Below are 20,059 nucleotides of genomic sequence, written 5' to 3' on the forward strand. Positions count from 1 at the left end.
GCTACCCAGCCGGGCGGGCGCGGGCGACGACCTCCTCGGGGGTCAACGGCGCCTTCGGGTGGTGCGTCAGGCACAGCGGGGTGCGGACCTTGACGAACGAGAACCCTTCCCCGGCCGCGTAGAACTCACCGCTGTTGAGCAGGCCGATGTCGGGCAGTCGCCCGCCCTTGGCCTCGGCGAGCTGCCGGGCCGCGTCAATCTGCGCCGGCGCGTTGAGCAGCCCGAAGAACTGCGTCGTCGCGTTGCCGGAGATCTGGTTGTGCAGACCCTTGGGTGCCTGGGTGGCGAAGACCAGCCCGAGCCCGTACTTGCGGGCCTGCGAGGCCAGCGCGATCGAGCTGGCGGTGCAGGCCGTGGTGCCGGTCGAGGGCGCGAGCGTCTGCGCCTCGTCCATCACGAACAGCCCGCCCAGCGGTCGGTCACCGGCGGGGTGCCGCTTGATCCACGCGAAGAGCGCCATCTGCAACTGGTTGACGAAGCTCTGCCGCTCCTGGTCGGAGGTGAGGCCGACGAAGCTGATCACCGACACCCGGGCCCGCCGCCCCGCCGACGGCGTCAGCAGCAGCCCCGGGTCGGCCGGCGCGCCGACCCCGCCGAAGAGCGGATCGGTGACCATCGCCGCCTTGAGCGCCTCGGCCAACTCCTCGGCGAGCTTCCCGGCGCGGGCCAGCCGACTGACCCCCTCGGGCAGATCGGTGAGGAACTCGGTGAAGCCGGGCAGGCCCACCATCCCGCTGCGCGCGTACGCCTGGAGGGCCTCGGTGAGGACAGCCTTGCCCTGCTGGGCGAGCCTGCTCGACCGGTCGACACCGGCTCGGGGCGCGAGCGCCTCCACGGCGGAACGGACGGCCTGGTCGAACTCGTCGGGCCAGTCCCGCAGGGAGGTGAAGTCGGGCAGCGGCTGGAAGCTCAGCGGCCGACCGGCGGTGACCCGGGGCGTCCACACCACCACCTCGGTGTGTGCGAGGTAGTCGGCGGCGCGTTCGGCGTCGCCGGGGCCCCAGCCGCCCGGCGGGTCGGGCCACGGGTCGCCGAGCCGGGCCAGGTCGTTGTTGGGGTCGAGCACGATCGCGGAGACCCCTTCGCGGGCGCACTCCTCGACCAGCCGACGGATCAGCACGGTCTTGCCCGAGCCGGACCCGGCGAACACGACCGCGTGGCGGCGCAACGACTCCAGGGGAACCGTGAAGGGGTGACCTCCGTCGACGGTCCGCCCCAGCCCGACGGCCCGGCCGCCCTCGCGGACCACGGGCTCGGCCGGGTCAGCGGGTACGGGCTCGGCCGTCGCGCCGGTCGACACGCCAGCGGGGACGTCGGCTTCCGCCACGTTCGTCGGGTCGGATTCGGGGCCGCCCGACGGTGGCTCGTCGTCGTCGGGCGTCGGCGGCTGGGCGCCGCCGCCCGTCCCGTCGGGCCCGGGCAGGACCGCGCGGAACAGGTCGGTGCCGCTGGCCGGACGGCGGGCCACCAGCCACTCCTGTAGGGCCGTGGACGGTTCGGCCGCCATCACCCGCAGCGCCGCGAAGACCCGCAGGTCCGCCTCCGGCACGGCACACCGCAGGCCGCCGGCCGCGTCGAAGCCGGTCAACACCTCGGTCGTACGCTTCCCGGTCGGCCACGGACCGTTGCGCAGCAGGATCAGCCGCCGTTGTGGCAGGTCCCGGTCCAACCCTGCGAGGGTGCAGGCGGCCTTGACCCGGGCGGTGACGGCGATGGCATTGGGGTGTGCGATGGCCCGGAAGCACCAGTGCGCCTCGTTCTCGGTGGCCTCGTCGAGCACCTCGATGAGCCGCCCGTGCAGCGCGGGCTTGCGGCCGGGCGGCGGATCGTACTTGTAGGTGGCGCCGGTCGGCGCCTGCTCGGCGATCCAGGCGGCCAGGCCGGCGGCGAGCAGCGGCGGCATGTGCTCGTCTTCGCTCTTCGGGTCGACGGCGGCCGACACGTCCGCGGCCTCGACCAGTTCGGCGAACCGCGCGTCCAACTCGTGCAGGCGGCGCTCGTCCGTGGTCGGATCGGCGGAAGCGCCACGGGCGGTGCTGATCGTCGGCGTCGAGTCGGCGCCGTCGATGAGCCGGTCCAGCTCGACCACCTCGTCGCGATCACGGCACCAGGCGATGTGGCGGTCCACCCGGCGGAGCAGGGCGCGTGGCGTCAGGGTGGGTGCGTCGGCGAAGGCGGTGGGGGCGATCGGCCAGGTGGGGTGCGGTGGCCCGAAGTACATACCCGCGAAGGCGGCGGCGAGGCGCTTCGACACGATGGCCTGCCCGATCTCCGGGGTGGGGATCCGGTCCGGCAGGGTCGCCGTACGGAAGCGGTCAGCGACCGGGGTGGGCGCGGTGCGGGTCATCAGCACCCAGGTGTCCGGCAGGCACGAGACGACGACCAGTGTGCGGCGGGTGATGTCGCGGAGTTTGAGCAGGCCGTCGGCGATCGGGCCGAGCACCTTGGCCTGGCCGTCCTCCAGCCCCTGATGCTGGTTGAGCAGTGAGGTGCTGGTCTGGGCGAACAGCGTGTCGAGCTGGTCGACGGCGATGACCGTGGGGTCCAGGGTCAGGGCCATCAGCCGGGAGATGTCCTGCACGACCTGCTGCGGTGTGCGGATCGCGGGGCTCAACCCCCACGCCGCCCGCGCGGTCGGGTCACCCGGTTCGGAGATCAGGTGGGCGTAACCGACGTCCTGTGCCTCGAAGTCGATGGCGCCGTGCAGGACGAGCGCCCGCGCGGTGTCCTGGGCGTCCCGCCCGACCTCCCGATCGCGCTCGCGCAGCGCCCAGATGAAGGTGTCGAGCTGCGCACGGGTCACCGGTCGGGTGCCGGCGACCGCGTCGCGGACCTCCACCGGCAGGCCGAGCTGGGGGGTGAGTCGACGCAGGAAGGTCTTCAACTGGGTGCCCCAGCCGACGTGGGGGCGGCCCATCCCCTCCACCAGGGCCAGGGCCACGCTCTCCCAGAACGTCTTGCCACTGACCATGTCGACCAGGAAGAAGTAGCCGCCGTCGCCCTGGATCCGTTCGCGGACCGCCCCGAGCAGGTGCGTCTTGCCGGCGCCCGCGCGGCCCTGCATGGCCACCCCGAGCGGCATGCTGGTGTCGTCGGTGCGGGCCCGTGCCACCCCGCGCAGGATCTCCGCGGCGACCTTCTCATGCAGTTCCGGCACGTTGTGCGGGCTCGGTCGCCAGACGTCGTCCGGGGTGACCGCCGGGTTGAGACTGACCGCTTCCAGCGCGGCCCGCTGGTCCTCCGAGATCATGCCGGGCCGATCGCCAGGGCGTGGTTGTCCTCGTTCCCGATGCGGACGGCCGCGGCCCGGTCCCGTGCGGTCAGTGACTTGGTGTTCGCCACCGGGATGATGCGGACGTCCTCCCGGCCGACCATCGCCCGCAACGCCGCGTCGAGGGCGGCCCGGTCGGTGTCGGTGAGCCGGTCGCGGACGTCGGCGAGGCCGACCCAGGCGCCCGGCGCGGTGGCCAGATCCCGGTACGCCGAGCGAACCAGTGCCTCCACCTCCGCCGCGGACACCGGTGCCGCCGCTGCCGCCGTCGTCGTAGCGGTCACCGTGGGTGCCGGTGCTTCCTGTCGCGGCTCGCTGGTCGCCGGGGCGGCCGTTGCCTCGGTCTGCTTGAAGAAATCGCCGTGGCTGACCCGGAGCCGGTCCAGCGAACGGTGCAGGTTGGACAGGACGACGAACAGGGACCGGGTCGTCGAGCCACCCTGCTTCGGCGGCGCGGCGGTGTGCAGCTGACGTGCCACCCGCCAGCCCTGCTCGGTCAGCTCGTGGGCGAAGGGCCGGTGCGTCCGATCGGTGTCCACCAGGCCAAGGTCGACGAGCTTCGTGTTGTCCTTGCCGGTCAGCGTGAAACCGGCCAGCTCTTTCAGCTCGACGTTGGTGAGTCGGCGTGCCTCGACCATCAGCACCACGAGGGCGTTGATCTGGTTCGGCGTCAGGTGCGGGACGTCCGCCGGGCTCGTCATGATGTCTCATCTCCGTGGGGGTGCGTGCCGCCCGCGCGTCGCCGGGCCAGTAGCCGACGGATCCCGTCGACCACCGCCGGCGCGTCGGTGAGCACCTGTTCGTTGGTGAAGCGGAGCACGTCCAGCCCGAGGAGTTGCAGCTGTACGTCTCTCCGCCGGTCGTTTGCGAAAGCGATTCGCCCACGATGCTCCGGGCCGTCCACCTCGACCGCAAGACCCTCCGTGGGCCAAAACAGATCCAGACGGTACGCCGTGGCCAGGACGTGCCACTCGTAGGTCTGGTTCCACCGCCGGCCCCGCGCCCAGTCGTGCGGTGCGAGCGCACGTTCCAACGCCTGCTCGGCGGCGCTGTCACCGCGGGGCACGCCCGCGATCGGCGGCCAGGCCAGCACCGTCGACGCCGGCTCGGCGGCGAGGGCCGGAAGCCGTTCGGTCGTGCTGGCCAGCCCGGCGAATCGCGCCGGCACCGGCATGGGCACCGAGCGCACCCGGTCGGCGTGGCGCAGCGTCCCGCCGGCCAACCACACCGTGAAGCCACCGTGCCGCACGAGCCACTCGGCGGCGGCCACCAGCGTCCGCTCGGCGTCGGCGTCGGCGTCGGGCAGGGCCATGACGAGTACGCAGCTCTGCCGGTCGTACGCGTCGGCGATCACTCGGGCGAGCCCGGCGGCGCGTACCCCCGGGGCGAAGCGGGACCGGCCGCCGGGGTGGTGCGGGCCGCGTAGCCCTCGCTCGGCGAGGTCGGCCAGGAACGGGCCGAAGTGCCGGGAGCCTGCGGCGGTACGGGCCGCGAGTGCCCGCACCGCCGCCACGCCGAGCGTGCCCTCGCTGTCGACATGGTCGGCTCCCGCCAGCCAGCGGGGGAACATCGCGAGGGCCGCGGTGTCCAGTTGGTCGAGCAGGGTGTCCACGAGGTCACCGAGAGGGCATGTCACGGTGGGCCGGTAGTGCACGATTGCGGGTGCCGCCGGTGGTAACGGGTCGAGTGCCACCCGCAGCAGCTCCGGGTCGATGCCCGGCAGGTGACTGACTCGCCCTGTCGGCGGGGCAGCCCACCAGGCCCTGCTGGCGTCGCCGTCGGCCCGGACGGGGTGTGCCATGGCGGCACCCTACGACACCGACGGGCGCGGCCGGGGACCCTCGGTAGCGAGGCGGTGCGACCCCCGCTCAGCGCAGCCGGCGGATGTCGCCGTACGCGCGGTAGTAGCCACCGCGGCTGGACTCGCGCACCTCGGTCACCAGGTAGCGGGCGCCCGGCTCGCGAATCCCCTTGGGGAACTGCACCGACCAGTCGCGCCGGTAACCGTCGGAGAGCACCTGAACCCGCAGCCGCCCCCGATCGTCCAGGCACTGCACGACCACGCCCGCGCCCGAGTCGCTGGTCACCTCGACGATCGTCGGCTGCACCGGCTGGGGTGCCTGGCGGGGGGCCTTGATGTCGCGTACCTGGGGCACGTTCCCGGCCTGCGCCGCGCGGATCGCCGGCTCGCTCGCGTCGATGCAGGCCAGATGGCCGCCGGTGGTGACGACGTAGAGCCGGTCGTCGTGGTACTGCATGGAGTACGCCGAGCCGCAGCCGGTGCCGAGCTTCCACAGCCGGGTGCCTGCCTCGTCGAAGCAGTAGATCGAGGACTGGCTGTCACCGGCGAAGACGTACTCGCCGCCCTCGGCGGTGGCGCAGGAGAAGACCGGGGCGTCGCAGCGGTAGGTGCGTTCGAGCCGACCCGACTTGGACAGCCGCACCACCTCGCGGGTGCCCGTCCCGGCGAACACACTGCCGCGCTCCTGCCAGCCGAAGAGCACCGAACCGGTGGTGGTGTGCCACAGTTCGCTGCCGGTGCGCCACTCGTAGCCGGTCACGCCCTGCGAGTGGCCGTGGTAGATGGCGTCGGCGTCGCACCGCACCATCCAGGCCGAACGCCCCCGCCCGGGGCGACGCCACAGGAACTCGTCCTCGTGATCGACGGCGGTGATCCCGCCGTTGGCGTCGGAGACGCCGAGGACGCCGTCGTGGATGTCCAGCCAGTAGATGTCGATCTCCGGGGCGATCGCGTACGCCACGCGGGGCACCTTGCCGGACAGGTCGTAGACGTTGCCGTCGTCGCAGCCGGCGTAGATCCAGGCGTCGTCGGCGACGATGCACTTGACCCCGTCGGGAAGGCGGACCTGGCTGCGCACCTGGGCGTCGTGGTCGAGCGTGGTGATGACTCCGTGCTCGTTGCCGACCATGCAGTGCTGCCCGTCGACGAAGATGCCGAAGGCGGGGCCGCCGGAGTCGTAGCGCCAGAGCACCGGGGCGGTGTGGGCGGTGGAGCGGGTGCTCACGATCTGCCGCCGCGACACGGTGCGCTTCTGGCGGACGCCGGGGACCGCCGGCGCGTAGCCCTTGCGGACCTTCTCCCCGATCTTCTTCGCTGCGGCGGCCCGGGCGCGGGCGTTGTCCGGATAGGCACTGGCCTTGACCTGACCCTGGTCGCCGATCCGGCCGTAGCGCACCGTCAGCGTGGCGTTGTCGACGATGACCTCGTAGAACTTGTGCGCACCGTCCACTTCGGACAGTTCGAGGTAGGTCGTCTCCTGGGACATGGGGGGCCTCCGAGGGTCAGCGAGCGGCGCGATCCGGCCGGCGCGGCGACAGTGACCACACGTTAACGGAGCCCTCCGACAGAATCGGCGTCCGGCCAGCGCAGCGCGTCGTCGCGGAGCACCGCGTGCGCGCCGACGGTCTGGTTGACGATCTGCGTCACCCGCACGTCGACCGCGATGCTGGCCAGCGCCACCGCGTCCGCGCGGCTGAGGCCGTGCAGCCGCTGCATCAGGGTCAGCATCGAGTCCAGAGCGGTGAACGTGGCGTCGTCGAGGGACGTGCCGACGCCCAGGGTCAGCCACGCGTCGGGGGTACGGGCCACCGGGCCGGTGACCGGAAAGTCGTCGCGTACGTCGAAGGTCAACGTCACCTCGTCCATCTGACACTCGATCGCGGTGCCGCCGACCTCGCCGTCACCCTGTGCGGCGTGCCCGTCCCCGACGGAGAACAGCGCGTCGTCCACCGGGATCGGCAGCAGGAGGGTGCTGCCGGCGGTGAGGTCCCGGCAGTCCAGATTGCCGCCCCACGGGCGCGGTGGGGTCGTCGAGTGCAGCCCCGGCTCGGCGGGCGGCATGCCGAGCACTCCCATGAAGGGCCGCAGCGGAACCGTGTGGCCGTGCTGGTTGCGACCGGTCATGCTCACCGGGTCCAGCGTCCAGGCGTGCACCACCTGGTGTTCCTGCACGCCGTAGTGCTTGTTGAACCCGCTCGGCCAGCCGCCGGCCACTGTGGTTCCCCAGTTGCCCGGGACGACCGTGTCGATGCGTACCGCGAGGGTCTGACCAGCGCGCGCACCGCGGACGGCGACCGGACCGATCAAGGCGTGTCCGTGGTCGGGCCGGTGCTGCGCGACGCGGGGCCGCTCTCGGTTCGGCCCGCCGGGGTACGGGCCGGCGGACCACCAGCAGTCCAGGGTGCGGTAGGTGACGGAGTCGCCGGGGTCGATGGTGAGCACGGGCGGGAGGTCGGGGGAGAAGTGGCCGTGCAGGGTGTCGTCCCCGGGCGTGAGGGTGTGTCGCATCAGTGCAGGCTAGTGGCCACGTGCGGTGGGCAGGCAGGTGCGCGGTGGGTGCCGGGCGCACCCACCGCGCACGACTCAACCTGGGCGATGTCAACCCGAGGTGCACGAGCGAATCTGTGGGCGGGCGCTGCTGTTGCCGTTGGTCATCGTGGTGAAGCCGAAGGTGTTGCCGCTGCCATTGGAGCGCATGGTCATGACGGTCCCGCTGCTGTCCCAGGTGGCGGTGCCGTTCCAGATGGTGGAGACGCGCTGCGGCGAGGTGATGGCCACGACCACGGTCCACGTGCTGGCGCCACTGACCGTCACCGACGTGTTGTACCTGTCGCCCCAGACGTTGGGGGTCGTGGCGGTCGCGGTGCAGGTGCCGCCGGAGGGCGGCGGGGTGGTCGGCGGCGGGCTGGTCGGCGGCGGGGTGGTGCCGTCGGGCGCGACCGCGCGGCCGGTGGACGGCGAGATCATGCCGGGGCACAGGTTGCGGCTGGTCAGGTTGGCCATGATCTGGGGGATCGCGTCGCGGGTGTTCTGGATCCCGTCGTGCATCAGGATGACCTGACCGGCCTGGAGTCGACTCGCGTTGGACACGATCTGGCTGACGCTGGCGCCGTTCCAGTCCTGCGAGTCCACGTCCCAGATCACCTGGCGCATGCCCAGCGACGACGCCACTGACTGCAGGGTGGAGTTGGTCTCGCCGTACGGCGGCCGGAACAGAACCGGCCGGCTGCCGGTCGCCGACTGGATCGCCGAGCTGGTCTGGGACAGGTCCGACTGCATCTGGGACTGGCTCATCGAGGTCATGTGGGCGTGGTTCCAGCTGTGGTTGGCGACCCACATGCCGGCGGCCACCTGGGCCTGTGCGGCCGACCTGTTGTTCTGGACGTTCTGCCCGACGTTGAACATCGTGGCCCGTACGCCGTTGTTGCGCAGCACGTTGAGCAGCGCGCTGGTGTTGCCGGTCGGGCCGTCGTCGAAGGTGAGGCCGACGTAGCCGTTGCAGGTGGCGGCGCTCGACGGGGTCGAGGTGGCGGCGAGGACGACGCCGCACATGGCGACCGCGGTGGCGAGGACGGCGAGCGCCGCGCGCAACCGCCTCGACCACAGGGCCGTGCGGGGGAAGAGTCTGCTCATCTGGTGCCCCTTCTCGCAGACCCGGACGGCGGACGGCGCAGTCCGGACAGGTGTGGTGGTGGGTGGGTCGCGGCGCGCCACCGCATCGACCTCAATGGATCGGAGTATTACAGCGAGAATTCGAACACGTCAACAAGTTCCGGAATCACTCCGGAACAGTGCAGGGCGGCTTGTGAGGTAGGCACCCGTCCTGGCCAGTCGGGACTTTGTGGAGATTGATCTGGCGGGGAGTCAGTTGACGCCAGCTGCAGTCTTTGTGGTCGACATGATCCGGAAATTCATCGGAAGTATCGGCGGCCGACCACGGAGCTCGCCGCCGTCCGAGGTCGACGGATTAGTAAAGATTGTGAACAGAAGATGTTACAGTCACCTGGGTCGATATCCGGCTCGGATTTCGGCCACTGGGGTCCGAGGAAGGAGCAACCACATGACGAGACTCCGCGCGCTGGTCGCGCTGGCGGCACTGATCGTCGCTGGCGGACTGGTCGCGATCATTCCGGCGACCGCCGCGTCAGCGGCGGCCTGCTCAGCGTCGTGGCAGGCCTCGGCCGTCTACTGGGGAGACGCGCAGGTCTCCCACAACGGCCGCAACTACCGGGCGAAGTGGTGGACCCAGAACGAGGCCCCGCCAGGCACGACCGGCGTCTGGGAGGACCTCGGCGCGTGCGGAGGCGGCACCACGCCGCCCACCGGGGGGACCTGCTCCTACCCGAACTGGACCGCCGGGACGTGGTACGCCACCGGGGCGATCGTGCGGTACACCAACGGCCTCTACTACATCGCCGAGCACGACAATCCCGGGTACGACCCCGTCGTCAGCACCTGGTACTGGGAGCCGTACACCTGCGGTGGTCAACCACCGACCACCCCGCCGCCCACCAACCCGGGCGGCTTCGTGGTCACCGAGGCCCAGTTCAACCAGATGTTCCCGGGTCGCAACTCCTTTTACACGTACTCCGGGCTCGTCGCGGCGCTCAGCGCCTACCCGGCGTTCGCGCGCACCGGCAGCGCCACCGTCCAGCGCCAGGAGGTCGCGGCCTTCCTGGCGAACGTCTACCACGAGACCGGCGGGCTCGTGCACATCGTCGAGCAGAACACCGCCAACTACCCGCACTACTGCGACCCCGGTCAGCCGTACGGCTGCCCCGCCGGGCAGGCCGCCTACTACGGGCGGGGGCCCATCCAGCTCAGTTGGAACTTCAACTACAACGCCGCGGGCAACGCCCTCAACCTGCCGCTGCTGACCAACCCGTGGCTGGTGCAGACCGACGCCTCGGTGGCCTGGAAGACCGGTATCTGGTACTGGATGACCCAGAACGGGCCGGGCACCATGACCGCCCACAATGCGATGGTCAACGGCGCCGGGTTCGGTCAGACCATCCGCAGCATCAACGGCTCGATCGAGTGCAACGGCGGAAACCCCGCCCAGGTGCAGAGTCGCGTCACCAGGTACCAGCAGTTCGTCGGCATCCTCGGGGTGTCCGCCGGAGCCAACCTCTACTGTTGATCCGTGGCCGGGCCTCGGCGTACGTCGCCGGACGGCGTCGAGGCCCGGCGCATCGGCCGCCGGACCCGGTCGGGGCGGCGGCCGTTTCGGCGCGGCCAACCCGTTGACACGGCCGTGCTGCGCCCGGAACTATCAGCGACAGTCCATCGCCCCGACTCCCGTTGTTCACGAACTCCGATGACAACGATGTCAGGGCTCCGACCGCCACCCCCGCTCCACACTGCCCAGACGTTCGACGTACTCGACCCGGTTCGAGTCGAAAGGCTCCGTCCCTCATGTCGCACACCCCCCTTGCGCGCCCTCTCTCACCCCGCCTGATCGCGGCGACGACAGCCGCCCTGCTACCGCTGGGCCTGCTTCTCGCCGCGCCCGTGGCGAACGCCGCCCCCACCCCCGCACCGCCGGGCAACTTCACCTCCTCGTTCGAGTCCGCCGACCCGCAGCCCGCCACCAGCACCGTGGAGGTGGGCCAGAACGGAAAGCCGGTCCAGGCCAACCTGAGCGGCAAGGTCTCCACGCTGCCCGGCAGCCTGCTCGGCCAGGTCGACGCCGTGACCGCGAGCGACGAGAACCAGCCGCGAGAGATCGCCGCGAACCTCACTGACGACGATCCGTCGACCAAGTGGCTCGTGTTCGCGTCCAGCGGCTGGGTGACCTACCAGCTCGCCAAGCCGGCGACTGTCGTGCGCTACTCGCTGACCGCGGCCAACGACGCACCGACCCGTGACCCCAGGGACTTCGTCGTCCAGGGGTCGAACGACGGCAGCACCTGGACCGACCTGGACAAGCGTGCCGGCGAGAAGTTCAGCGGGCGCTTCGCCACCAAGACCTACAGCTTCACGAACCCGAACGCCTACGGCTTCTACCGGCTCAACGTCACCGCGAACTCCGGTGACTCGCTCGTGCAGCTCGCCGACTGGAACATCAGCGACGGCTCGGACGTCCGCCCGCCGGCCACCCCCATGGTCAGCGAGGCGACCGCCGGCCCGAACGGCGGCTACACCACGAAGCCGGACGTCGGGTTCACCGGACTGGCCGCGCTGCGCTACTCCGGCGGCGCCGAGGGCAACGGCCGGTCGTACGCGACCAACAAGCTCTTCGACGTCACCATCCCGGTCGGGCCGAAGACCCGACTGTCGTACAAGATCTTCCCCGAGTTCACCGGTGGAGACGGCCGGTACCCGTCCACCTACACCGCCGTCGACCTGCACTTCACCGACGGCAGCTACCTGAGTGGTCGCTCGCCCGCCGACCAGCACGGCTACCCGCTCACGGGTGCCGGTCAGGGCGCCTCGAAGGTGCTCTTCGCCGACCAGTGGAACCTGGTGCAGGCCGACCTGGGCACCGTCGCGCGCGGCAAGACGATCGACCGCATCCTGCTCGCGTACGACAATCCGCAGGCCACCGGGGAGACCCGGTTCCAGGGTTGGCTGGACGACATCGAGCTGACGGCCGCGCCGGCGTCGATCGACGGCTCGAAGCTGACCAACTACGTCGACACCCGACGGGGCACCAACTCGACGGGCGGCTTCTCGCGCGGCAACAACCTGCCGATCACCGCCGTGCCGAACGGGTTCAACTTCTTCACCCCGGTGACCGACGCGACCTCCGACTCGTGGGAGTACGAGTACCACCGGATCAACAACGAGGCCAACCTTCCCATGCTCCAGGGCCTCGCGATCTCCCACGAGCCCAGCCCCTGGATGGGTGACCGCAACCAGATGTCCGTCATGCCGGTCGTCGGTGGCGGGCCGCTCACCGGTCAGCCCGCCGGCCGTGCGCTCGCCTTCAGCCACGACGACGAGACGGCGCAGCCGGACCTCTACCGGGTCAGGCTCCAGAACGGCCTGGTCGCGGAGATGTCGCCCACCGACCACGCCGGGATCATGCGGTTCACCTTCCCCACCGGGCAGCAGACCGGAAGCCTCGTCTTCCACAACGGCACGTTCACCATCGGCACGGACGGCACGTTCACCGGTTGGGTCGACAACGGAAGCGGCCTGTCGGCCGGTCGTAGCCGGATGTTCGTCTCCGGCGCCTTCGACCGGGCGCCGACGGCGTCCGCCGCGACCTCGGCCACCTTCGACCTCTCCGGCTCGCGGGAGGTGACGATGCGTCTCGCCACGTCGTTCCTCTCCGTCGACCAGGCGCGCCGTAACCTCGATCTGGAGGTCACCGGCAAGAGCTTCGACCAGATCCACGCCGCCGCCACGGCCGCGTGGAAGGACCGGCTCGGCCGGGTCGAGGTGCGGGGCGCCAACGAGTCGCAGTTGGTCACCATGTACTCGAACCTGTACCGGCTGAACCTCTACCCGAACTCGCAGTCGGAGAACACCGGCACCGCCGCCGCGCCGCGCTGGCAGTACGCGAGCCCGGTCTCGGCGCCGACCGGCGCGTCGACCCCGACCCGGACCGGCGCGAAGATCGTCGACGGGCAGATCTACGTCAACAACGGCTTCTGGGACACCTACCGCACCGTGTGGCCCGCCTACGCGCTGCTGTACCCGGACGTCGCCGCGAAGATCTCCGACGGGTTCGTCCAGCACTACCGCGACGGCGGCTGGATCGCCCGCTGGTCGTCCCCGGGCTACGCCGACCTGATGACCGGCACCAGCGCGAACGTGGCGCTGGCCCAGGCGTACCTCACCGGGGTCAAGCTGCCCGACCCGCTCGCGGCGTACGACGCGGCCGTCAAGGACGCGACCGTCGCGTCCGGGCGCAGCGCGGTCGGGCGCAAGGGCATCGAGAGCTCCCTGTTCCTCGGCTACACGCCGACGTCCACGGGGGAGTCGGTGTCGTGGGCGCTGGAGGGCTACATCAACGACTTCGGCATCGGCAACATGGGTGCGGCGCTCGCCAAGGACCCGGCCACGCCGAAGTCGGAGCGTGCCCGGCTCAAGGAGGAGTCGCGGTACTTCCTGGAGCGGGCCCGCAACTACGTCCACCTCTTCGACCCGAAGACGAAGCTCTTCCAGGGCCGCGACGCCGCCGGCAACTTCCTCGCCGGTGACCCGCTGGACTGGGGTGGCGTCTACACCGAGACCAACGGGTGGAACTTCGCGTTCACCGCCCAGCAGGACGGCCAGGGCCTGATCAACCTGTACGGCGGGCAGAAGGCGCTGCGGGACAAGCTCGACGCGTTCTTCACCACCCCGGAGAACGCCGACCGCCCCGGTGGGTACGGCGGCGTCATCCACGAGATGCTCGAAGCACGCGCGGTGCGGATGGGACAGCTCGGCATGAGCAACCAGCCGTCGCACCACATCCCGTACATGTACAACGTCGCGGGCGCGCCGGCCAGGACGCAGGAGACGGTACGAGAGATCCTGCGCCGTCTCTACGTCGGCAGCGAGATCGGCCAGGGCTACCTGGGCGACGAGGACAACGGCGAGATGTCGTCGTGGTACATCCTCAGCTCGCTGGGCATCTACCCGTTGCAGGCCGGGTCGTCCGAGTGGGCGATCGGCTCGCCGCAGTTCACCCGCATGACCGTGCACCGCAGCAGCGGCGACATCGTCGTCAACGCGCCGAACAACAGCGCGGCGAACATCTACGTGCAGGGCGTGTCGGTCAACGGCAAGAAGCAGCGCGGCCTGTCCCTGGATGTCGCGACGCTCGCCAAGGGCGGCACCATCGACTTCCAGATGGGATCCAAGCCGTCGTCCTGGGGCAGCGGCAAGAACGACGCCCCGCCGTCGCTGACCAAGGGTGACGAGGCGCCGAAGCCGTTGCAGGACGTCACCGGCCCCGGTCTCGGCACCGCGACCGCAACCGGCGGTCAGGACGCGTCGAAGCTGTTCGACGACTCGTCGACCACGCAGCTGACCTTCACCTCGGCGACCCCGCAGATCACCTGGGCCTTCCGTGGTGGCAGGCAGAAGCCGAAGTACTACACGGTCACGTCCGGGGCCGGTGCCGGCGATCCGGCGGACTGGCGTCTGCAGGGTTCCAACGACGGCCTCACCTGGACCACAGTGGACTCCCGCACCGGTCAGGTGTTCCCGTGGCGTAACCAGACCCGCCCGTACTCGATCGACAAGCCGGGACGGTTCGCGCAGTTCCGCCTCGCCGTCACGAAGACCGTCGGCGCCGCGCAGACCAACCTCGCCGAGGTCGAGCTGCTCGCCGGGGGTGACCTCGACCTCGGCGGCGGCGACATCACGGTCACCGCGGCGGACGGCGTGCACGCGAGCACCGGCGTACCCGTCTCGGTGCCTCTGGCCACCGTCACCGGCGGCGACGCCAACGGCTACCAGGCCACCATCGACTGGCGTGACGGCACGCCGGTCACCGCGGGCACCGTGACGTTGAGCTCGCGGGCCGTCTACCGCATCGCCGGGTCGCACACCTACACCACACCCGGCTACCACCAGGCGAACGTCACGGTGACCGACGGCGAAAGCCAGAGCTCCGCGACGGTCGGCGTCGAGGTGGCGTACGCCCCGGCCTCCGGCCTCACCGCCGCGTTCGACAGCGTCTGCGTCGGCGACGAAGGGGTCCTGGCGGCGGACTGTGACGCCAAGTCGTGGGCGTACTCGCGGGCCGCCCTGGCGGCCGGTGGTGTGACCCAGGGCCAGCCGCAGCAGGTTCCCGCAACGGCGCTGCGGTTCACCCTGCCGGTGATCCCGGCCGGGCAGCCGGACAACGCCACCGGCAACGGGGCGACCGTCGTCCTCGACCTTCCGCAGGACGCGAAGAGCATCTCGTTCATCGGCGCCGGAACGCAGGGCAACCAGAGCACCACCGGCACGGCGACGTTCAGCGACGGCAGCACGGCCAGCATTCCGATCCAGTTGAGCGACTGGACGCTGGGCGGCAACGCCAACGGCACCCCGTCCTACGGCAACGTCATCGTCGCCCGGACGGCGTACCGGTTGCAGGGCACGAGCCGTGACGGCGCCCAGCCGTTCCTCTTCGCCACCGCGCCGTACCAGATTCCGGCGGGCAAGACGCTGGTGTCGGTGACCCTGCCGACGCAGACCGGTGACCCCCGCTCGGCGGGTCGGATCCACGTGTTCGCCGTGGCCAACGACGGCACGCCCGCCCCGGCGCTGACGACCGCCGCCCCGAAGAACCAGACGGCCACCGCCGGGCAGGCCCTCGCGGCGAACCTCGGTGCGGTGACCGGCGGCGTTCCCGGTACGACGGGCTACCGCGCCCGCGTCCAGTGGGGTGACGGCACGGTTCCGGACGACGTGACGATCGGCGCGTCCGGCGCGATGAGCGGCCAGCACACCTACGCACGGGAGGGCACCTACACGGTGCGCGTCACGCCGTGGGACACGCTGTCGAGCAGCACCGAGTCCTTCACCGTGACCGTGGCTCGGGGCGGATCGCAGCCGGCGATCGCGCTGTCCGCGTCCGGCACCATCGCCACCGGTGGCGCGATCACCGTCAACGGCAGCGGCTTCGCCGCCGGCGAGCAGGTGACCGTCAGCGTCGGCACCGACCCGGGCCGGACCACGAAGGTCGCGGCCTCCGCGACGGGAACGGTCCGCGCCTCGGTGCCGACCTCCGGTGACGCGCAACCCGGCCGGTACGCCGTCACCGCGACGGGCGCGTCCTCGCGTACGCCGGCCACTGCCACCGTCCAGGTCACCGGGGAGCCGGAGGCGCGGACCTACCAGCCGCGGGTGGCCCTGCTGACCACCTCGGGCCCGCGCGGCACGTCGATCATGGTCGACGGTTCCGGGTTCGCGCCGAACGAGGTGGTCACGATCGCCTTCGGGACCGGACTGGCGGTCAGCACCGTGCGCGCGAACGGTGACGGCGTCATCTCCGGCGCGACGGTCAGCGTTCCGGGTGCGGCGAAGGCGGGCGCGACCAGCGTCACGCTGAACGGCGCCACGTCGGCGACGAAGGTGTCCCGACCGTTCACCGTCACCGGCTAGCACCGAGCCGGGGACAGTACAGCCGCGTGGGGCGGGCCGTGTTCAAGGCCCGCCCCACGCGTTTGTCGCGCAACCCACTGTTAGCGTCGTCTGCCATGGACGATCACGCGCTGCTCGCCTCGGGGCGCGACGCCGACGTCTACGCCCTCGACGAGTCGCGGGTGCTGCGCCGCTACCGCCAGGGCGGGGACAGCGCGCCCGAGGCGGCGTTGATGGCCTACGTCGCGGCCGCCGGCTACCCGGTGCCCGTGGTGTACGACGCACAAGGGCCCGACCTGGTGCTCGAACGACTCCACGGCGAGACTCTCCTGGCGTCGATGCTCACCGGGCGCACCGGCATCGGCGCGGCCGCCGACCTGCTCGTGGGCCTGCACGACCGCCTCCACACCCTGCCGGCCCGGGTCAGCGCCGACCCGGCGGACCGCGTCCTGCACCTCGACCTGCACCCACAGAACGTCATGGTGACCTCGCGCGGGCCGGTGGTCATCGATTGGCGCAACGCGACCGAGGGGCCGGCCGACCTGGACGTGGCCATGACCGCTCTCATCCTCGCCGAGGTGGCGGTCAGTCACGACTCGCAGCTCGCCGATCTTGCTCGGGACGGCCTCGATGTCTTTCAGCGACGCGCCGAGCCGCCCCGGGCCAGCCAACTACGACGTGCGGTGGGTCTGCGCCGGGTCGACCCCGCGCTGTCCGCCGTCGAGAAGTCCGCCCTGGGTCGCGCCGCCGCACTGGTCCACACCCGCGTGGGCTGAGGCAGAGCCGAGCGCCCAGTCGGGCTCAACGCGGTGGCAGCAGCGCGTCGATCAGGGCACGCAGCGGCCCGACCAGGTCCTGTTCGGTGGCGGAACCCAGCGGTTCCAGCCGGATCGACGACCGCAGCACCGCGACGCCGTTCGGTGCGAACTCAAGCCGCTAGCGGCGCGCCCAGTCGGAGTTGCCAGCTTGCGCCCCGGCTGGTGAGCCGGACGACCGCCAACGGCTCCACGTCCACCTGCCGGTACGTCGCCATCGGAAGGCCGAGGGCGTGCACCACCGCGACCCGGATCACCAGTGGGTGGGTGACCGCGATGACGCGTCCACCGGCTTTCTGCTGCTCGTCCAGCCAGCCGCCGACCCGATCCCGCACGGCCGTGACGGACTCACCGCCGTGCGGCGCGGACTCCGGTGCGGACAGCCAGTCGTGCAGCGCCTGCGGCTGCGATTCAGCGATCTCCTCAAGCGACCGGCCGGACCAGTCCCCGTAGTCACAGTCGGCCAACGCGGTCTCGATCGTCGGCAGCAGGCCGAAGGCGTCGGCGGTCTGTCGGGCGGCCACCGCGGGGCTGGACAGGCAGGTGGCGTTCACGCCGAGGGGCCCGCGCCGGTCCGCACCCGCCTGGGCCTGGGCGAGTGCGGCACGCAGGCCACCCTCGTCCAGGCCGTCGTCGGCGCCGCCGAAGCGGGTCCGGCGCAGAGCGGCGGTGTGACCGTGGGCGACCAGCCGGAGGCTGGTGCCGGTCATGTGCTCGGCAGTGCGGTGCCGGCCCGACGACGCCGCTCGTGGTGCATCAGGGCCGCGAACAGCAGGCCGATGCCGGTCCAGAGCACGACCTGGGTGCCGAGCGAGGCAAGTCGGAAACTCCACAGCAGGGTCGCCGGGAAGTCCGCCGGAACCTCCTGGAAGGACGGCATCACCACGTACGACACTGCCGTGACCAGCAGGAACCCGCCCACGGCCGCGGTGGCGCGCAGCCACGTAGGCGCCTGGGCGCCGACCGACCGGTAGCCCAGCGAGCCGGCCCACACGGCCACCAGCCCGAGCACCACCATCAACAGGTAGGTGACGGTCCGTTGGTTGATGGTGGCCGGGTCGCCGACCGCCGGCGGGTTCGCCGGGTACTTGAGGAACGGCACGATCACCGCGCCGAGCAGCGCCGCGCCGGCCAGCAGCAGACCGGACCGCCCGTCGTCGTCGCCGCGCCGCCGCCGGGACAGCAGGACGTACGCCGTGGCCAGCAGGCCACCCATCGCGGCCCCGAACAGGCCGGTGGCGAGGAACAGACCGCCGCGCTGACCCGTCCGGCCGACCAGGGCGTCCTCGTGATCGTGCGCGCCTGCGGCGGGCGCGGCGTGCGTCGCCGCCTCCTCGATGGCGATGGCTGCCTCGACGTGCGGTTCGCCAGCGACGTACGCGAACGTCCCGGCGATCAGGCCGGCGATCAGGCCGGCCAGCAGCCCGCGAACGAGGACGGCGACGAACGGGGGAGTGGTGGTGGTGTTCAGTGGCACGGGACACCCAGCAGGTGCCTGCCGTCGTGCATCAGCTCGTGCAGGTACATCCCGCTGCGGGACACCGCCCCCTGGTCGAAGGCGACGAGGTACGCCAGCAGGGTGAGCACGGCAACGGTCGCCAGGACCGGCCACAGTAGACGGACACTGCCAGCGGGGTGCACCACCGGCTGGCTGGAAGCGGAGCTGGACATGAATACACGAACCTCCCCAGGGATGACGCGTCCCCATCGCAAGGCTGCGGACGACCGAGCGTCCTGGCTCGCGGCCCCCAGTTGTGGTTGGGGAACCGCTCACAGTGGCGCGACCGCGCCGGATTCACACCGGCTTCCCTCGCGTCGCCGCAGATAGTGGGTCGACGGTAGCGGTGCCGCCTCAGACGGTCAACCCGGACCCCGCGCCCCGACCGCGTCCGGATGCCGGCACGTCAGCGAGGCGCCCCAGCCGCAGGCGCCGGTGGATTCGTCAGACCAAAAGGCGACACTGCGGGGAGCTGGTCGTGGCGCGCGTTCCGGGATTCAACAACAGTCTGTTACCGCTAACATGGTCAACCTGCCAGATCGACTCTGTGGCTCCGGGTTGACCCGGAGGGCTCGATCAGCGGCTGGGCGGGGTGTGGAGTGAACGAGAAGGCGCCGGGACGGGTCCGGTGACGACCGGCGAGGTCGCGCGACGGCCGGGCATCGTCGACGCGCATCATCACCTCTGGGTCCGGGCGCGGCACCCACAGCCCTGGATCGACCCGCACACCATGGCCGCGATCGACGACGACTTCACGCCGGTCGAGCTCGCCCCGGCGACCCGGGCCGCCGGGGTCACCCAGACCGTGGTCGTCCAGTCCGTCGCCGTTCGGTCGGAGACGCCCGAGCTGCTCGGCATCGCGGCCGACGATCCCCTCATCGCCGGGGTCGTCGGCTGGGTCGACCTCACCGCCGCCGATGTCGACCGTCGCCTCGCCCGACTACGCAGGGCGCGCGGCGGCCAACGGCTGGTCGGGATCCGCCACCCGGTCCAGTCCGAACCGGACCCGACCTATCTCGACCGCCCCGACGTGCGGCACGGCATCGCCGCGGTCGGTGCCGCCGGCCTCGCCTTCGACCTCCTGGTGCACCATCGTCAGCTGCCGGCGGCCGCCCGGCTCGTCCGCGACCTGCCCCAGGTGCGGTTTGTCCTGGACCACCTCGGCAAGCCCCCGCTCGGGCGCGCCGATCTCGATGACTGGCAGCGCGACCTGCGGGCGCTCGCGGCTGAGCCCAACACGACGGCGAAGCTCTCCGGCCTGGTGACCGAGGTGGACGGTGGGTCCTGGACGACGGCCGACCTGCGGCCCGCAGTCGAGCACGCCCTGGACGTGTTCGGGCCGGATCGGCTGATGTTCGGCTCGGACTGGCCGGTGTGCCTGCTCGCCACCTCGTACACCCGCTGGGTCACCGTCCTCGATGACCTGCTGGACCCGCTGACCGACGACGAGCGGGCCGCGATCTGGCGCCAGACCGTCAGCCGGGTCTACCGGTTGGCCCCGTCCTGAGGCGGCAGCGCCTTCCCAACTGGGGACATAGCATGTTATCGATAACATGCTGACGGCGGCAGCGATGTCGATTTGATCGGACGTATGCCTTCGACTGTGCAGGTAACGATGGCAAAACATGCGCGCAAGACCTTGGCAACATGCGTGAATGCGTGGC

General features: G+C 71.3%; 13 protein-coding genes and 1 riboswitch. Of the genes, 4 read left to right on the top strand and 9 right to left on the bottom strand.

The window, feature by feature from the left end; translation table 11 throughout:
* Position 1: 1 nt before the first annotated feature.
* From ACFYP0_RS15915 to ACFYP0_RS15940, 6 genes are all read right to left on the bottom strand, one after another.
* A complete protein-coding gene (locus tag ACFYP0_RS15915) occupies positions 2-3,250 on the bottom strand; it encodes an ATP-binding protein (RefSeq protein ID WP_355493404.1) in 3,249 nt (1,082 codons plus the stop codon).
* A complete protein-coding gene (locus ACFYP0_RS15920; RefSeq protein WP_124856853.1) occupies positions 3,247-3,972 on the bottom strand; it encodes a hypothetical protein in 726 nt (241 codons plus the stop codon). Before ACFYP0_RS15920 ends, ACFYP0_RS15915 begins: the two co-directional genes overlap by 4 nt.
* A complete protein-coding gene (locus ACFYP0_RS15925; protein ID WP_355493405.1) occupies positions 3,969-5,072 on the bottom strand; it encodes an endonuclease domain-containing protein in 1,104 nt (367 codons plus the stop codon). The genes ACFYP0_RS15920 and ACFYP0_RS15925 overlap by 4 nt, the downstream gene beginning before the upstream one ends.
* 67 nt (positions 5,073-5,139) lie before the next feature.
* On the bottom strand, positions 5,140-6,558 hold the full coding sequence (locus tag ACFYP0_RS15930) for a WGR domain-containing protein (RefSeq protein ID WP_124856860.1): 1,419 nt from the start codon (positions 6,556-6,558) through the stop codon (positions 5,140-5,142).
* A 62-nt stretch (positions 6,559-6,620) separates the two neighbouring features.
* On the bottom strand, positions 6,621-7,580 hold the full coding sequence (locus ACFYP0_RS15935; protein ID WP_124856863.1) for an acetamidase/formamidase family protein: 960 nt from the start codon (positions 7,578-7,580) through the stop codon (positions 6,621-6,623).
* Between the two features lie 90 nt (positions 7,581-7,670).
* Entirely contained in the window at positions 7,671-8,705 is a 1,035-nt protein-coding gene (locus ACFYP0_RS15940) for a polysaccharide deacetylase family protein (RefSeq protein WP_355493406.1), read from the bottom strand.
* 427 nt (positions 8,706-9,132) lie between these two features.
* Here ACFYP0_RS15940 and ACFYP0_RS15945 point away from each other — a divergent pair, with 427 nt between their 5' ends.
* The 3 genes from ACFYP0_RS15945 to ACFYP0_RS15955 all read left to right on the top strand — a co-directional run bounded on the left by ACFYP0_RS15945 (position 9,133) and on the right by ACFYP0_RS15955 (position 16,858).
* Positions 9,133-10,212 (top strand): glycoside hydrolase family 19 protein, encoded by a 1,080-nt coding sequence (locus tag ACFYP0_RS15945; RefSeq protein ID WP_355493407.1) that lies wholly within the window; start codon positions 9,133-9,135, stop codon positions 10,210-10,212.
* Between the two features lie 275 nt (positions 10,213-10,487).
* Positions 10,488-16,103, top strand: coding sequence for a GH92 family glycosyl hydrolase (locus tag ACFYP0_RS15950; RefSeq protein WP_355493408.1), 5,616 nt, complete (start codon positions 10,488-10,490; stop codon positions 16,101-16,103).
* A 95-nt stretch (positions 16,104-16,198) separates the two neighbouring features.
* Positions 16,199-16,858: a phosphotransferase gene (locus ACFYP0_RS15955; RefSeq protein WP_355493409.1), complete on the top strand. Its 660-nt coding sequence runs from the start codon at positions 16,199-16,201 to the stop codon at positions 16,856-16,858.
* A gap of 152 nt (positions 16,859-17,010) precedes the next feature.
* On the opposite strand, the gene ACFYP0_RS15960 is transcribed toward ACFYP0_RS15955, so the two are convergent.
* The 3 genes from ACFYP0_RS15960 to ACFYP0_RS15970 are packed head-to-tail and all read right to left on the bottom strand — an operon-like array spanning position 17,011 to position 18,568.
* Positions 17,011-17,607 (bottom strand): histidine phosphatase family protein, encoded by a 597-nt coding sequence (locus tag ACFYP0_RS15960; protein WP_208741104.1) that lies wholly within the window; start codon positions 17,605-17,607, stop codon positions 17,011-17,013.
* The gene (locus ACFYP0_RS15965) at positions 17,604-18,374 is read right to left on the bottom strand and encodes a CbtA family protein (RefSeq protein ID WP_355493410.1); all 771 of its coding nucleotides are present in this window, start codon (positions 18,372-18,374) and stop codon (positions 17,604-17,606) included. Before ACFYP0_RS15965 ends, ACFYP0_RS15960 begins: the two co-directional genes overlap by 4 nt.
* Positions 18,365-18,568, bottom strand: a complete 204-nt coding sequence (locus ACFYP0_RS15970) for a CbtB domain-containing protein (RefSeq protein ID WP_208741106.1) — start codon at positions 18,566-18,568, stop codon at positions 18,365-18,367. The genes ACFYP0_RS15965 and ACFYP0_RS15970 overlap by 10 nt, the downstream gene beginning before the upstream one ends.
* Before the next feature lie 35 nt (positions 18,569-18,603).
* A riboswitch (cobalamin riboswitch) is annotated at positions 18,604-18,749 on the bottom strand.
* A gap of 274 nt (positions 18,750-19,023) precedes the next feature.
* Here ACFYP0_RS15970 and ACFYP0_RS15975 point away from each other — a divergent pair.
* Positions 19,024-19,902: an amidohydrolase family protein gene (locus tag ACFYP0_RS15975; RefSeq protein WP_356980381.1), complete on the top strand. Its 879-nt coding sequence runs from the start codon at positions 19,024-19,026 to the stop codon at positions 19,900-19,902.
* Positions 19,903-20,059: the final 157 nt, after the last annotated feature.

It is taken from the genome of Micromonospora arida (assembly GCF_042873195.1).
Classification (GTDB): domain Bacteria; phylum Actinomycetota; class Actinomycetes; order Mycobacteriales; family Micromonosporaceae; genus Micromonospora; species Micromonospora arida.

Coding starts and splice junctions, on each gene's coding strand:
- ACFYP0_RS15915 (WP_355493404.1), bottom strand. CDS start 3,250: ATGATCTCGGAGGACCAGCGGGCCGCGCTGGAAGCGGTCAGTCTCAAC.
- ACFYP0_RS15920 (WP_124856853.1), bottom strand. CDS start 3,972: ATGACGAGCCCGGCGGACGTCCCGCACCTGACGCCGAACCAGATCAAC.
- ACFYP0_RS15925 (WP_355493405.1), bottom strand. CDS start 5,072: ATGGCACACCCCGTCCGGGCCGACGGCGACGCCAGCAGGGCCTGGTGG.
- ACFYP0_RS15930 (WP_124856860.1), bottom strand. CDS start 6,558: ATGTCCCAGGAGACGACCTACCTCGAACTGTCCGAAGTGGACGGTGCG.
- ACFYP0_RS15935 (WP_124856863.1), bottom strand. CDS start 7,580: ATGCGACACACCCTCACGCCCGGGGACGACACCCTGCACGGCCACTTC.
- ACFYP0_RS15940 (WP_355493406.1), bottom strand. CDS start 8,705: ATGAGCAGACTCTTCCCCCGCACGGCCCTGTGGTCGAGGCGGTTGCGC.
- ACFYP0_RS15945 (WP_355493407.1), top strand. CDS start 9,133: ATGACGAGACTCCGCGCGCTGGTCGCGCTGGCGGCACTGATCGTCGCT.
- ACFYP0_RS15950 (WP_355493408.1), top strand. CDS start 10,488: ATGTCGCACACCCCCCTTGCGCGCCCTCTCTCACCCCGCCTGATCGCG.
- ACFYP0_RS15955 (WP_355493409.1), top strand. CDS start 16,199: ATGGACGATCACGCGCTGCTCGCCTCGGGGCGCGACGCCGACGTCTAC.
- ACFYP0_RS15960 (WP_208741104.1), bottom strand. CDS start 17,607: ATGACCGGCACCAGCCTCCGGCTGGTCGCCCACGGTCACACCGCCGCT.
- ACFYP0_RS15970 (WP_208741106.1), bottom strand. CDS start 18,568: ATGTCCAGCTCCGCTTCCAGCCAGCCGGTGGTGCACCCCGCTGGCAGT.